Annotated in this window: 16 protein-coding genes; 9 read left to right on the forward strand and 7 right to left on the reverse strand. The window is 63.7% G+C overall.

From position 1 onward, the window contains the following. Nucleotides 1-13 precede the first annotated feature (13 nt). Nucleotides 14-1,045 carry a phosphatidylglycerol lysyltransferase domain-containing protein gene (locus AC3EMP_RS04335; protein ID WP_488494588.1) on the reverse strand — a complete coding sequence of 344 codons (1,032 nt, stop codon included), beginning with the start codon at nt 1,043-1,045 and terminating at the stop codon, nt 14-16. Between the two features lie 187 nt (nt 1,046-1,232). On the opposite strand from AC3EMP_RS04335, the gene AC3EMP_RS04340 reads away from it, so the two are divergent. From AC3EMP_RS04340 to AC3EMP_RS04350, 3 genes are all read left to right on the forward strand, one after another. Continuing rightward, complete coding sequence (locus AC3EMP_RS04340) at nt 1,233-2,381, forward strand: flavin-containing monooxygenase (protein ID WP_352710537.1); 1,149 nt, start codon at nt 1,233-1,235, stop codon at nt 2,379-2,381. Nucleotides 2,382-2,775: 394 nt separating this feature from the next. Continuing rightward, a complete protein-coding gene (locus tag AC3EMP_RS04345) occupies nt 2,776-3,261 on the forward strand; it encodes a MarR family winged helix-turn-helix transcriptional regulator (protein WP_023736971.1) in 486 nt (161 codons plus the stop codon). Beyond that, nucleotides 3,258-3,938: a GNAT family N-acetyltransferase gene (locus AC3EMP_RS04350; RefSeq protein ID WP_023703859.1), complete on the forward strand. Its 681-nt coding sequence runs from the start codon at nt 3,258-3,260 to the stop codon at nt 3,936-3,938. Before AC3EMP_RS04345 ends, AC3EMP_RS04350 begins: the two co-directional genes overlap by 4 nt. 118 nt (nt 3,939-4,056) lie before the next feature. Here the strand turns inward: AC3EMP_RS04350 and AC3EMP_RS04355 are convergent, their stop codons facing one another. Continuing rightward, complete coding sequence (locus AC3EMP_RS04355) at nt 4,057-4,281, reverse strand: hypothetical protein (RefSeq protein ID WP_023736970.1); 225 nt, start codon at nt 4,279-4,281, stop codon at nt 4,057-4,059. A gap of 240 nt (nt 4,282-4,521) precedes the next feature. Between AC3EMP_RS04355 and AC3EMP_RS04360 the strand changes: the two genes are divergently transcribed. Both AC3EMP_RS04360 and AC3EMP_RS04365 read left to right on the forward strand, forming a co-directional pair. Further along, a complete protein-coding gene (locus AC3EMP_RS04360) occupies nt 4,522-4,863 on the forward strand; it encodes a hypothetical protein (protein WP_023673273.1) in 342 nt (113 codons plus the stop codon). Between the two features lie 4 nt (nt 4,864-4,867). After that, a complete protein-coding gene (locus AC3EMP_RS04365; RefSeq protein ID WP_352710541.1) occupies nt 4,868-5,578 on the forward strand; it encodes a phosphatase PAP2 family protein in 711 nt (236 codons plus the stop codon). A 16-nt stretch (nt 5,579-5,594) separates the two neighbouring features. Here AC3EMP_RS04365 and AC3EMP_RS04370 read toward each other — a convergent pair whose 3' ends face one another. Then, nucleotides 5,595-5,786: a hypothetical protein gene (locus tag AC3EMP_RS04370; RefSeq protein WP_155923589.1), complete on the reverse strand. Its 192-nt coding sequence runs from the start codon at nt 5,784-5,786 to the stop codon at nt 5,595-5,597. 79 nt (nt 5,787-5,865) lie between these two features. On the opposite strand from AC3EMP_RS04370, the gene AC3EMP_RS04375 reads away from it, so the two are divergent. After that, nucleotides 5,866-6,135 carry a helix-turn-helix domain-containing protein gene (locus tag AC3EMP_RS04375; RefSeq protein ID WP_023673276.1) on the forward strand — a complete coding sequence of 90 codons (270 nt, stop codon included), beginning with the start codon at nt 5,866-5,868 and terminating at the stop codon, nt 6,133-6,135. A gap of 79 nt (nt 6,136-6,214) precedes the next feature. Beyond that, a complete protein-coding gene (locus AC3EMP_RS04380) occupies nt 6,215-7,936 on the forward strand; it encodes a SulP family inorganic anion transporter (RefSeq protein WP_352710544.1) in 1,722 nt (573 codons plus the stop codon). A gap of 18 nt (nt 7,937-7,954) precedes the next feature. On the opposite strand, the gene AC3EMP_RS04385 is transcribed toward AC3EMP_RS04380, so the two are convergent. Then, nucleotides 7,955-8,812 carry an NHL repeat-containing protein gene (locus tag AC3EMP_RS04385; RefSeq protein ID WP_023687512.1) on the reverse strand — a complete coding sequence of 286 codons (858 nt, stop codon included), beginning with the start codon at nt 8,810-8,812 and terminating at the stop codon, nt 7,955-7,957. Between the two features lie 115 nt (nt 8,813-8,927). On the opposite strand from AC3EMP_RS04385, the gene AC3EMP_RS04390 reads away from it, so the two are divergent. Continuing rightward, nucleotides 8,928-9,728, forward strand: a complete 801-nt coding sequence (locus AC3EMP_RS04390) for a helix-turn-helix domain-containing protein (protein WP_023687511.1) — start codon at nt 8,928-8,930, stop codon at nt 9,726-9,728. Nucleotides 9,729-9,902: 174 nt separating this feature from the next. Further along, nucleotides 9,903-11,279, forward strand: coding sequence for an adenylate/guanylate cyclase domain-containing protein (locus AC3EMP_RS04395; RefSeq protein WP_023687510.1), 1,377 nt, complete (start codon nt 9,903-9,905; stop codon nt 11,277-11,279). A 50-nt stretch (nt 11,280-11,329) separates the two neighbouring features. Here AC3EMP_RS04395 and AC3EMP_RS04400 read toward each other — a convergent pair whose 3' ends face one another. The 3 genes from AC3EMP_RS04400 to AC3EMP_RS04410 form a co-directional block, all read right to left on the reverse strand. Then, a complete protein-coding gene (locus tag AC3EMP_RS04400) occupies nt 11,330-12,157 on the reverse strand; it encodes a C40 family peptidase (RefSeq protein ID WP_023687509.1) in 828 nt (275 codons plus the stop codon). Nucleotides 12,158-12,198: 41 nt separating this feature from the next. Then, nucleotides 12,199-13,137, reverse strand: coding sequence for a CHAD domain-containing protein (locus tag AC3EMP_RS04405; protein ID WP_352710548.1), 939 nt, complete (start codon nt 13,135-13,137; stop codon nt 12,199-12,201). A gap of 86 nt (nt 13,138-13,223) precedes the next feature. Further along, nucleotides 13,224-13,721, reverse strand: a complete 498-nt coding sequence (locus tag AC3EMP_RS04410; protein WP_352710550.1) for a CYTH domain-containing protein — start codon at nt 13,719-13,721, stop codon at nt 13,224-13,226. Nucleotides 13,722-13,747 lie beyond the last annotated feature (26 nt).

Below are 13,747 nucleotides of genomic sequence, written 5' to 3' on the forward strand. Positions count from 1 at the left end.
TCGCGTTTTCTTGCTAGATCGCCTTGATGAGGCGCAGCAACCCCAGCATCTCGATCAGCCTGCCTTGGCGGAAGGCGATGTAGGTGGGTTCCTCGACGCCGTGGAAGCGGCGCTTGAACGCCGCCTGGCCCTTGAGGTTGAACTTGCTGCGGTTGACCCAGGGCGACTTATAGGCCCGCTCGAAGGCGTTGCGCCAGAAGCTCGATTCGGCAAAGCCGTTGGCTCCGACGTCGAGCATCGGCGACAGGCCGAGCGTGACGACAGAAATGCCCTCATTGCGAAACCGGTCGACGGCGAATTTGGTCAGCCCGATTTCGGCATGCGGCGAGGCATCGATGTGCTTGCGCTTGAACGAGGTGGTGTAGCCGATCACCTTGCCGCCACTGAACATCGGATCGAAATCGAGCAGGGCGACGAGCTCGCCTTCCGGGCTGTAGAGCACGAAACGGCGCATATCGATGCCGAGATGATCGGCAAAGGGCCTGTTGAGGAACGCCATCTCCCAGCGCTTGACGATGCGGTCTGCCCGCCAGTTCTGCGACAGGCGCTGGACCTCGTCGAGATAGACCGCTCCTTCGCCAAAGGAAAACCCCTTCTTCAAGAGCCAGCGTTCGGAATAGCGCACGGTTTCGTTGCGCTTGCCGGAAAAATCGTGAGCCGGCAGTTCCAGCCGCGTGTCGACGCCGAGACGGTTGACCTGGTAGCCGAGCCCGGACAGCACGCGCGCCGTCGGTTCGCCGATCTGCACGAACCACGGGCTGTCGGCGGCTTCGACAAAGCGCCTGATATAGTCGGACCGATCGGCCGGATGGGCCACCGGGTCACCTAGCGCGAAATGGTGCTTCATCTTGGTGCCGAAGGCGATGTAGCCGTCGGCGTCGCCGAAATAGGACAGTTTTTGCTGCACGGCGGTCGAATAGGCCAGCGAGAAGTCGCCGTGCTGGCGGACAAGCGCCAGCCGCTCGACATGCGAAAAATCCTGGCGCGGCACCTTGGCTGCGGCGCCCTCCAGCAGTCTGTCGAGAAAGATGCGCAAGGAGGGCATGGTCGAGCTTCCGCGTGCCGATGATAAACAGAGGCTTGCCCCCAAGGCCTCGAATCAGTCGCATTGACGCGACCTCATTATCGATCATATCGCCCCTGTGCCATATGGGACGTGCCATATTGGACGGGTCCCCATGGCGCACCTAAAAGGAAATCTCGACCGAATGGCGGCTACGACAAGCGAAACGATGCCTATCGTCCTGGGGCCGAAAGGACTCGACGATACGGTTACCGTCATCGGCGCCGGAGCTGCGGGGCTGGCGGCCGCCGACGCGCTTGGCCGGCGCGGCGTGCGAGTCGTCGTGCTTGAAAAGGAGCCGCGGATCGCCGAACCGTGGCGAGGGCGGCACGAGAAGCTGACCCTCAACACGCATCGCGCGCTATCGGCCCTGCCCGGCCTTGCCTATCCGCCACGCACCGCCGCCTTTCCGAACAAGGATGCCATCGTCGGTTATCTCGAGGATTTTGCCCGCGCGCGCGGCATAAGGGTCGAATTCGGCACCGCCGTCGAGCGGATCGAACGCAGAGGCAATGGCTGGCTCGTCCATACGGGCCGGGAAACGCTGAGCGCCCGCAATGTCATCATCGCCACCGGCCGCGACCGCTTGCCATGGACGCCGGACTGGCAAGGCAAGGCGACTTTCACCGGCAAACTTGTCCACGCCGCCGATTTCGGCACAGCACAGGACTATGTGGGCAAAAGCGTGCTGGTGGTCGGAGCCGGAAATTCCGGCTTCGACGTGCTCAACCACCTCGTCCGCGCCGACACCAAGGCCATCTGCTTGTCAGCCAGGCAGGGTCCGTCGCTGATGCCGAAACGGATCGGCAAGGTCGCCGTGGCGCGCTTCGGCGGTTTCATGGCGATGCTGCCGACGTGGATTGCCGATGCCGCGATTGCCGCGACGCAGCGGCTGATGTTCGGCGACCTCGCCCGCTTCGGCCTGCCGCCGGCGCCGAAGGGCGGCGCCAGCCGGCTCGGCGTCGAGCAGATCGCTATTGCCGTCGACGACGGCGCCGTCGCCGCGCTGAAGGCCGGACGGATTTCGGTGGTGGCGCCGGTGGCGGCTTTCGAAGGCGCCGGCGTGCGGCTGAACGACGGCACGGTGCTCGAGCCGGATGTGGTGATCGCGGCAACCGGCTATCGCACCGGCCTGGAGGCCATGCTGGGCGATCTCGGCGTGCTCGACGCCAAGGGCGTGCCGAAGGCCAATGGCGGCACCCCGAGCGGCCAGCCCGGCCTGTGGTTCATCGGCATGCGGCCAAGCCTGACCAGCTATTTTCACAGCGCCGGCCTGCAGGCCGAAGCGATTGCCCGTCAGATCGCCAAGGGGTTGTAGACGAGCGCTTCTGGACGGAGAACCACCGCGCACTTCGGGCTGCTGCTATGGCGCGGACTAGTGGTTCAACGCATCTGCAAGACGGATCGAATATCCTGGCGATTGGCTGAAACGCCGATCCCGTCGTCATCCACGGGCGAAGCAAGGAGCGTAGCGACGGCGCAGACCCGAGGATCCATGCCGTGACTTCTGAACTACGCTGCGTTGCAGGTTCTGCTCCGCTGCTTCCACGGCCAAGGCATGATCCCTGGGTCTCCGCGACGGAGCTTCGCTCCTGCTTCGCCCAAGGACGACGAAGTTGAGATGCTTGCGGCCAACCTCCAAAGCAGGCGCTTGAACTCGTTCATTGCATCATTATATAACATGTTATACTTATCCAGGAGACGGACCACCCATGGAAGACATCATTCGATCCCTTGGCTACCTCACCCTCGGCAGCAGGCTGAAGCGCATCGGCGAGCAGTTGCAGGCCGATACGCAGCGCATGCTCGATGGGCTGGAGGTGCCGGTGCAGTCCAGCCAGTATCCTCTGCTGGCCGCGCTCGACCGGCTTGGGCCGCTGCCTGTCGGCGAACTGGCGCAGTCACTGGGGATCACCCAGCCGGGGGTGACGCGCAGCGTGGCGCTGCTGGCCGAGTTGGGGCTGGTCGAGGCCGCGCCATCGAACGACGACCAGCGCCGCAGGATGATCTCGCTGACCGCGAACGGCCAGCGCCTGGTCGATAGGGCGAAGCGGGACGTTTGGCCGCGCATCGAGAACGCCGTTGCCGACTTGTGCAAAGACCTTGCAGGGCCGCTTCTCGAACAACTCTCGGCAATAGAGGACGGCCTGGCGGCGGCCCCGCTCGACCGTCGTGTGAAACAGGATGTCGCGCCATGAGCCATGTCCTCGATCGTCCGGTCTGGAGCGCGCTCGACACGCGGCATCGGATCTTTGCGTATGGCGACAGGCTCGCCAGGCGCTATCCCTCCTCGATCGTCCCCTTCGCGGCTTCCGGGGCAGACGACGCTGAGAGCCTGCAGGCGCTCGCAAGCCTCATTCCTGCAGGTGAGAGCGTGTTCATGCTCCAGGCGGACCCCATTGCCTTGCCGCCGGAACTGACCGCGACCGTGACCGCCTTCGGCGTTCAGATGGTTGCCGAGGCGCCATTGCCTTCCGTGTCGGACGAGCGTGTACAGCAGCTGACGCAGGACGACGCGGCCGAGATGCTTGCTTTGGCGTCACTGACCAAGCCCGGCCCGTTCACGCTCAAGGCGCTGAGCCTCGGCGAGTTCTGGGGCGTGAAGATCGACGGCCGGCTGGCGGCGATGGCCGGCGAGCGCATGAAGCAGCCCGGCTACAGCGAACTCAGCGGCGTCTGCTCGCATCCCGAATTTCGCGGCAGCGGCCTCGGCCGGCTGCTGTCGGTGTTCGTGGCCAACCGAATTTTTGCGCGCGGCGAAGTTCCCTACCTGCATGCCTATGCCAGCAATGCCGGCGCGGTTGGGTTGTACGAATCCATCGGCTTCAGGCTGCGGGCAGAGATGAATGTGGCCGTCGTGCAGCGCGCCGGCTAGAGCGTTTCACCGTTTCACGGAAACGGCGAACCGCTCCTAGGCCTTTATTTTTACGCAATTCCGGACGGAAAACCGCTTCACACTTTTCCTGGAATTGCTCCAGGCCGCCTTGCGGGCCTCAGGCTGATTTCGGCTCCAACCTGCGGAAACCCACGGTTTCCATAAGCATATCTTCCTCGATCATGCCGGCATTGTGGAGCGCAAGCAGGTTCAGCGCGATCTCCCGCGCCTCCGCCGAATCGGGATGCACGTCGCGCCTGCGGCAGGCTTCGTCGAACACGCGTTGCAGCCTGGCGATGTCGTCGGGTTTCAGCAGGCCACGGTCATAGACGGACTTTGGCATGGCACTCTCCTCCAGAAGACGTAGGGCGCCATGTTTAAATGTCCATTCTTTTCCGGGGCTTGGGTGGGCAGCTGCCTGGGTTTGCGTTAATCCGGCCCGAGCGTTGCAATCAGACCGCGATCGTGCTGCCATTCATTCAGCCACCTCTCGTCATCGTCGGGCCTGTCTCGCCGCAGTCTGCTTGACGTGTCGGCGCGCTTGCGAAACAAGGGCTGCCACAAACGACAGCGAGGCACAAAAGTGAGTTTCTGGGGACTGGCGCAGCTCGTCGTTTCGACGGTGATTTTCCTGCTGGCGGCAATCGCGGCCAAGCAATGGGGGCTGGCGCCAAGCCTTGGCAAGATCGTGCTGACACTGGCGCTGTATACGGCGGGCAATCTGATGATGCTGCGGCTGGTTCGTGAGTTCGGCATGTCGGTGTCGTTCAGCCTGTCGGCGGTGATCCAGCTGGTGGCGGTCAATGTGGTGGCGCTGGTGTTCTTCGGCGAACGCGTCAATGCCTTGCAAGCGACCGGCATCGTGCTGGCCATCGCGGCGGTGGTGCTGATCTCGCTCGGGCCTTACCTGCAGGGGCGACTGTAATCCGATGAAGACCCCGCGTGCGTTCACCAACTGGCTTGAATTTCCGGTGCTGCTGGCCGGGCTGGTGATAGCCGCCGGGCTGTGGGGCTTCGAGGAACTGATGGAGGTGGCGCGGGCCACCACGCCGCACGCTTTCGATACTGAGATCCTGCTCGCTTTCCGAAAAGTGGGTCAGCCGGATGTTCCCGTCGGCCCGGCATGGCTGGAAGGCGCGATGCGCGACATCACCAGCCTCGGCAGCTCCAGCGTGCTGGTGCTGATCGTAACGGCGGTGATCGTCTACCTCCTGCTGATCCGCAGGCCGAGGACGGCGCTGCTGATCTTTGTCGCGGTGGCCGGCGGGCAGCTGCTGTCGACCTTGCTCAAGGCCGGCATCGACCGGCCGCGCCCCGATCTTGTCTCGCACCTGGCCAACGAGACGTCGCTGTCGTTTCCCAGCGGCCACGCCATGCTGTCGGGGGTGACCTATCTCACGCTGGGCTCGCTGGCAGCGCGCTTCCTGCCGGGACGAACGACGAAAATCTATGTCCTCAGCCTGGCGGTGCTGGTAACGCTGCTGGTCGGCGTCAGCCGCGTCTATCTCGGCGTCCACTGGCCTTCCGACGTGCTGGCGGGATGGTGCGCCGGCTTCACCTGGGCGACGCTGTGCTGGCTGGCGGCGCGAATGCTGCAGCGGAACAAGGCGGTGGCCGATGGCAACGAGCCCGAAGACTGACGATCCGGAGCGACATTCAAATCAGCCGGTTGATCAGCCCGTGTCCGCAGCCTGCCAGCAGAAAAACCGCCGACAGCAAGGCTGCCGAAGTCGTCAAGGTCCTGAAAATCTTCAACTGATATTTCCCCGCCAGTAAGAGCCAAGGCGGTAGCGTAGCATGCTCATCCCGTATCCCGCCATCCGGCTTTGTGGAGAGATCATGTTTCATGTATGCTTTATGATGGTTGAAACATCACTATGATTGTATTACACGTCGTCTCCGCAGACTCAGACGGGGGTTCCGACCGATGATCACTGCCGCGCAGATGCGCGCCGCGAGGGCGCTGGCCGGCATCGATCAGAAGACGCTCGCCGAGCGTGCCGGCGTTTCGCTTCCGACAATCCAGCGCATGGAAGCGAGTGACGGCGTGGTCAGGGGTGTGGTCGATACGCTGATGAAGGTTATCCAGGCTCTCGACGAGGCCGGGGTGGAGCTCATCGGCGAGAACCAGACCAGCGAGCGCGGCGGCCGGGGCGTGCGCCTCAAGCCGGTCGCGCCGCCGAACCCGCAAGGCTGAGCCGGCATATAGTCGCGACGGCGACCGCCGACAGTCCTGCCGACGATCCCGCCGCCTTCACGCAAGCGGAAGGCAGTCCATGGATCAGATCCGGCGGGCAGTGCATCAACCGGCCCAGAAGTCGGCAAAGCCGACATTTTCAGAGCTGTTCACGCCCAAGCTGGTGACGGTCTGGCGCGAAGGTTACCGCCTGCCGCAGTTCAAGGCCGACTTCATGGCCGGGCTGACCGTCGCTATTGTCGCGTTGCCGCTGTCGATGGCGATTGCGATTGCTTCGGGCGTGACGCCGGAGCGCGGCCTGTTCACGGCCATTGTCGGCGGCTTCATCGTCTCGGCGCTCGGCGGCAGCCGCTTCCAGATCGGCGGCCCGGCCGGCGCCTTCATCGTGCTGGTGGCGGCGACGGTGCAGCGCGAAGGCGTTGACGGACTGCTGCTGGCGACGATGATGGCCGGCATCTTCCTGCTCGCCATCGGCTATCTCCGGCTCGGAACCTATATCAAATTCATCCCTTACCCGGTGACGGTCGGCTTCACCGCCGGCATCGCAGTCATCATCTTCTCCGGCCAGATCGTCGAACTGTTCGGGCTGAGGCTTGCCGGGCCGGAGCCCGGGCCGCTGCTGCCGAAGCTGATGGCGATCGGCCACGCGGCCGGCACGCTCAATATCTCGGCAACGCTGGTGGCGGCGCTGACCATCGCCACCATCGTCGGGGTGAAGCGCTGGCGGCCCGGCTGGCCGGGCATGCTGATCGCCGTCGGACTGGCCTCCCTTGTCGTGGCGCTGCTTTCGCTGCCGGCGGAAACGATCGGCACCCGCTATGGCGGCATTCCGCGCAGCCTGCCGTTGCCGGCACTGCCGGCACTCAACCTCGACAAGGCGCTTGCGGTGCTGCCGGATGCGGTGGCTTTTGCGCTGCTCGGCGCCATCGAATCGCTGCTCTCGGCCGTGGTCGCCGATGGCATGACCGGGCGGCGTCACCGTTCCAATTGCGAACTGGTGGCGCAAGGCTTTGCCAACATCGCGTCTGCCCTGTTCGGCGGCATCTGCACCACCGGCACCATCGCCCGCACCGCCACCAATGTGCGGGCCGGCGCGCATGGGCCGGTTTCCGGCATGCTGCATTCGCTTTTTCTGCTGGTCTTCATGCTGGTGGCCGCACCGCTGGCCAGCTACATCCCGCTTGCCGCCCTTGCGGGTGTGCTGGCGGTTGTCTGCTGGAACATGTTCGAGAAGCAGGCCTTCGCCACGTTGCTGCGCGCTTCGCGCGGCGACGCCCTGGTGCTGATGGCAACCTTCCTGATCGTCGTCTTCCGCGACCTCACCGAAGGCATCGTCGTCGGTTTCGCGCTAGGCTCGATCCTGTTCATCGATCGTATGGCCAAGTCGATCGCCGTGGAGGCGGATTTGCCGCTGGTGCAGGACGATGTCGCCGACAGCAGCGGCCGCGCCTACGATGCAAGCGAGGCAAGCGACGCCGACACCGTCGTCTATCGCATCTCCGGCGCCTTCTTCTTCGGCGCCGCCTCGACTGTCGGCACGGTGCTCGACCGCATCGCCGACCAGCGCAAGAACTTCATCCTCGATTGTTCGGCGGTGCCGTTCTTCGATTCCACCGCGGCCAATGTCATCGAGGGCGCGGCGCACAAGGCGAAGCGCGCAGGGGTGCGTTTCATCATCGCCGGTGCCTCGCCGCAGACACGGCGCATGCTGATCAACCACGGCGTCAAGCGGCCGCTGGTGACCTTTGCCGCCTCGATCAAGGATTCGCGGGCGCAACTCAAAGCCGCGCCCGCTGGCTGAGCCGGCAAGTGTGCGCCGTCAGTCCAGGCTCAGCACCGCGATCTCGCCCTCGTTCATCAGCGGCACGAAAATCCGCGTGCCGTCTGTGCCGATATCGGCGCTGCCCGGCTTGAACTGCTCTACAGCCTCCGGCGCCTCGCCGACTTTGTACCGATAGAGCGTGCCGGTCATGAAGGCGGTGGCGTAGATGCTGTCGCCGATGGCGACGACGCCGTCGAGGTCGGCAAAGTTTTGTGCGCCAGGCAGCGGCGTCACGGCTTTCGTCGCGAGATCGACCGACAGCAGGCCCCCGGGCGCGGCAGTGCTGAAGTCCGGCTTGATGCCCTTGCCCCAGGACGCCACGATCAGCCGGTCGCGATCGGCAAAGATGCCGTTGGGTGCGGCGAGCTTCGCATCCTTCACGAACAGTTCCGGCTTGTCGCCGTCAATGCGGTAGATCGCATCGGCCAGCATGTCGGTGACATAAACCTTGCCCGAACTGTCCGATGTCACGTCATTGAGGAAGACGGCGCCGGGCACATCGATGGTCGAGACCAGCTTGCCGCTGGCGAGATCGACGATTCGCACCTTGGTGATGTCGGCGACGTAGAGCTTGCCGCCGGAGATCGCCGAGCCCTTCGGTGCATCCATGCCGGCGGTCCAGTGCCGGCTAACGACCTTGCCGTCCAGCGACAGCACCGAGAGATAGCCGTTGCCGTCGGCCTCGCCGGGATTGCCGACGATGTTGGAGACGATGATGCGATTGTTGGCGGCGTCGAACAGCGCCGCTTCCGGTTGCTCGAAGCCCGAGGCGCGCCAGAGTTCGGCGGCCTCGGCCGCAGGTGCGAGCGCGATAGCGAAGGCGGCGACGCAAATCGAGGTGATGAGGGTTTTCATGGCCAGGTCTCCTGTGATGGATAGCGGAGAGCTAGGAGTTTCGATACTTTTCCGGAAGGACGATTCGAGCTAGTATCGAAATTCGATACGAAATGGCGCAAAAGAGGTGCATTCCATGAACGGCCTGATCTTCGAGGCGCTGAAGCGGACGATGAAGGCCAAGGGCGTCACCTATCGTGAGCTAGCCGGGCGTATGGGCATTTCCGAGCCGACGGTGAAGCGCATCTTCCACGAGCGCAACTGCAAGCTCGACCGTCTCGTCGGGATCTGCGCCGCCGCCGGCGTCGAGCTGGAAAACGTGCTCGGATCGATGAACAGGGGGCCGGGACCGGTCAATCGCATCGCGCCGGAGATCGAGCGCAAGCTCGCGGGACGGCCGGCGCTGCTGTTCATCTTCGTCATGCTGTCGGAGAAGTTCACGCCCGAAGGCGTCATGCGCTCGCAAGGCTTGAGCGAAGCCTCGATGTTCCTCTATCTGCGCGATCTCGAAGCGCTCGGTCTGATCGCATTGGGCAGCGGGCTGTCGGCACGGCTGCTGGTCGACACACCGATCCAGTGGAATTTCGAAGGGCCGCTCAGGCCGCTGTTCGAGATGACAAACAAGAATTTCATCGGCTGGGCGATCACCCATCTGGAGCGGGAAGCGACCTTCGTCTCTTTCTCCAGGCGGATGCGGCCGGAGACGGCGGAGATGGTGAAGCGCGAGGCAGAGGAACTGGCCGAGCGCGCCAAACTGCTCGCCCATCACGACCAGCACACGACGCCGGAAGACGGGCTGACCGGCTACAAATGGACATTTGCTTTTGGCGCAACCCCGTTTCCGGCGATCATGCCGATCGGCCCGCACCCCAGGGATGCCGGGGCGTCAGACCGGCCCACCGCTGCTGCAAAGGGACGCCGTCCTTTGCCGGCTTGAGTGGGCAATCATCCGAGCAGGATTGCATCTGGCGGCTGAGCTTGTCGCGCTCCAGTCCGGAGGTGCTTCAAAAATGAAGCCACATTCATGATAGAGTTCGCGCGCTGATTTGCCAGACTGTACGGGGCGGGTTTGCCGAATGCGTGACCGTCCCCGCAAAATCGAAGTGATCCTATGCCGACCGCGCCAACACTTGAACTTCGCCGCTATTCGCGCCTGAAAAATTTGCGGGAGCGCGCAGAACGCCAAGGTGCTGCATTGCAGTTCTGGGCGCGCACGGCATCGCTCGCCGTGATCTCCTGCTTCTTTTCATTGATCAGCCGCTGGGATGCCTCGCTGCTCTTCGTGCTGGCGGGCCTCGCGCTGTTCCAACTCGTCGGCCTGATCCAGTTTCGCTTTGCGCGCCGTCGTAACGCGCCATGGTGGATCGGTTACCTCGTCGGTACGCTGGACATCATTCTGTTGACCGTTCTGCTGGTAACGCCCAACCCGTTTTCCCTCGAGGTCGCGCCGGCCGCGATGCAACTGCGCGAGGGCAGCTTCAAATTCCTGCTGATTTTCGTATGCCTTGGCGCGCTGACCCTTTCGACACGATTGGCGCTCTATCTCGGCGCGCTCGCGGCCTTGACGTGGACGATCGGGGTGGGATGGGTGGTTTTTCATGCGGGAACCGTCATTCCGGCAACGAACCTCTATTCGCTGCCGATGACAGAGCGACTGAATCTCTATCTCAACCCCAATTTCGTCGATACGTTCGCGCAGGCGACCAATGTGTTGGTTGTCCTGATTATCGGCGCGATCATGGCGCTGGTCGTCTCCCGTTCCCGGCATCTGTCGGAAGACTATGTCAAGGCGGAGCGCGCCCGCGCCAATCTCGCCCGGCATTTTTCGCCCAATGTCGTCGACCAGCTCGCCTCGGATGACGAGCCCTTCGGTCCGGTCCGCCGGCAGGATATCGCGGTGCTGTTCGCCGACATCGTCGGCTTCACACACTATTCCGAGGATCATCCGGCCGAAGCAGTGTTCGAACTACTGCGTCAGTTCCACCGTCGCATGGAGCAGGTCGTTTTCGACCACCATGGCACCGTCGACAACTATATCGGCGATTGCATCATGGCGACCTTCGGGGTTCCGCAAGCCAGCCATGACGACGCAACCCGGGCCATCCGGTGCGCTGAAGCGATGATCGCCGCTATCGAAGACTGGAATGTCCAGCGTGTGTCCAGGGGATATCCGCCGCTGGACGTTCGGATCGGTGCACAATATGGCGCCGTCGTCCTCGGCGCGGTCGGCAGCGAGCGCAACCTGTCCTTCGCGGTGGTGGGCGACACCGTCAACGTCGCCAGCCGTTTGCAGGCGCTCTGCCGGGAGCTTCAGGCGAATATTTGCTTTGGGTCACGACTGATCGAGGCCGCGAAGGCGGAATCGCTCGGGACACAGCTGAATGCGCGCGATCATGGACCGGTTAGCATCCGCGGCCGGGACGAACCGGTCCATGTCTGGGTCGAACACAGAGCCGAAAACCAGGGCGCTATTGCGGTTTCGGCGTGATGCAGGCCGCCATGTGAGACGCCTGCACCTCATGACTCAGGCCGAAGCCATCACGTGTCTGAGGCGATTGCGCCAGCCTTCGCGGCTGCGGCGTCGGTGCCTGCCTTGTCCTCCCAGGTCACCGCCCGGTAGTCGAAACCAAATTCCAGCGTCGGTTTCACGATGCGGAAGAAGGGCGACAGGTCGAAGTCGCGCGGCGTGTAGAGCGAGTGGTGGCGGATGTGCAGGATTTCGCGGCGCGAATAGTTCGACTGCGCCGAGGCGCGGCCGGGCGCGCGGGTGATCTCGGGCAGGATCGGGTAGCGGATCTCGCCATAGGCTTCGGCGATCAGCGTCGAGCAAATGGCGCGCGTCGGATCGCCGGAACCGAAAGCCAGCATGCGGCGGCGCCAGCGCACCGGCACCGGTGGCGTCGGCAGGAAAAAGCGCAGCATGTCGAAGATGTTCTTGAGATCGTATTTCAGGCCGAGCTTGCCGATCATGAAGGCGACGACATGGTCGCGGTCTTCCGGCGCCAGCCCGCTCGCCCGGCAGATACGGGTGTTGTAGGTGCGGTAGCGCGACAGCGGCACGGCGACACAGCCTTCGCCGAGCGTGACTTCGATCAGCCGACGCCGTTCCGATCCGTCCTCCGGTTCGGACAACGCATCGCCGATATAGAAGGCCGCATGCGACCAGGTCGACTGTGTCAGGTATTTGATGGCCGCGGAGATCTTCTGGTTGCCTTCGATGAGCAGGATGTCGCCGGGTTCGAGCGTGCGCCGCAACGTCTCGGCGTCGGACGGCGTGTAGGGCTCATAGCCCGAGGATTCGTCCTGCAGCCGGCCGGCAAGCCAGCGGCCAAGTCGGTCGAGAAGCGTGTCGCGCGGCGCGGTCATGGCAAAGTGTGACTAGCACGAGGTGACGTCCTCGGCCATGATCAACCGACCGGGACCTCTTTCGACAATACCGGGCCGGCGAGGTCGTCGCGCGCATTGCGCGCGAGTTTCTTTGTCGAGCGCTTGGGGCTGTCGCCGAACAGCTCGGCCGCTCCGGCGAGGCAGCTCTTCTTCAGGCTTTTTTCCGAGCGCTTCAAAAGCTTGCCAAGAAGCCTTGTATCCTGCGCATCGCCGAGCGGCTCACCGTCGGCCTCGAGCAACACGCGCATGACGAAGACGTCGTGCAGTTCGCCGAGCCTTTCGCCCAGTTCGTCGACCGCCTTGCGCCGCACCTTGATCGGCGTCGGCCACAGCCGGCCGAGCAGCGACAAATGTATCGAGTGGGTCTTGGCAGCCTTGCGCAGATCGTGGAAATCCTCTGCTTCGCCGCGCGATCCCGCCCGGTCCAGCGCCTTCCTGGCACGGCGCAAGGTCTTGCGAGCGCCTTCCGCAAGCACATCGGCTGCATGCTCAGGCAGATCGGGGAGCAGCAGCCGCTCTATCCTGATGAGGCCTTCCTCGCAGGCGGCGGTGGCCGCGCCTATGGCGGCGTCGAGGCCGGCGCCGGCATGCGTTTCATGCTGGCGGGCAATCAGCCGGTCGCGCACGCTGTCGAGGCCGCCGCCGGCAACCTGCTCGGGAAAGGCGGCTGCCAGCCGGTCGACGGTCTCGACCAGCGCGGTCGCCTCGCGCGGCCCGGCAAGCAGCGCCGCCACCTGACGGTAGCATTGGTTCTCAGTCCGACAGAATGTTTCATTTCCGGAACGGACCAGCCGCAGCAAGGCGCGCGCGCTCTTCAGCCGCTTGCGGCATTTGTGCAATGCCTGCTCCGGCTGGTCGCGCGCGACGGCCAGATGGGCAAGCGCCTTGCCGATCTCCTCGCCAAGGATACGCCTGACCTCGCCGGTCAGCGGCAGGCGCGGATCGATGCGAAAGCTCATGCGGCGATCTCCGGAATCCCCCTAGAGCATGATGCCGAAAAGTGTGAAGCGGTTTTCGGACGACATCATGGTCCATCTCTTTTGATTTAGAGCCGGATTCCGATTTTAGGTCGACCCGACCTAAAATCATCCGGCTCTAGGGCGAGCGACGCGTTGTAAAATCTCTGCTCGCCGGTCACTTCGCGGCCGAGCCAATCAGGCAGCATTTCGTCAGGTACATCCTCCGGCGTCTCCAGTTCGGCCACCACAAGGCCGGCTAGAATCCCGCCGAAAACATCGACTTCGTAGAGATAGCCGCGATGCCTAACATGGTGGCGTGTCTTCTCGATGACATGTCCGACGGCGAAGGCCAGCATCTCCTCTGCGTCCGCCAGTGGAATTTCATATTCGTATTCGTCACGCTCGCGGATCTTGCTGCCGAATTTGAGCGTCAGCTTCGCCGAACTGCCGTCGCTGATGCGCACGCGCACGGTGCGGTCAGGTGCTGCGGCAAGGTAGAACTGGCGAATGCGTATATTCGCCTCGGCCATTTCTAGCCATTCGGCGGTGGAGACCAGGAACTTGCGTTCGACTTCCTTGCCCATGGCCGCGCACTAAAGCGTCTGCGGCC

This window comes from Mesorhizobium sp. P160219 (assembly GCF_057786095.1).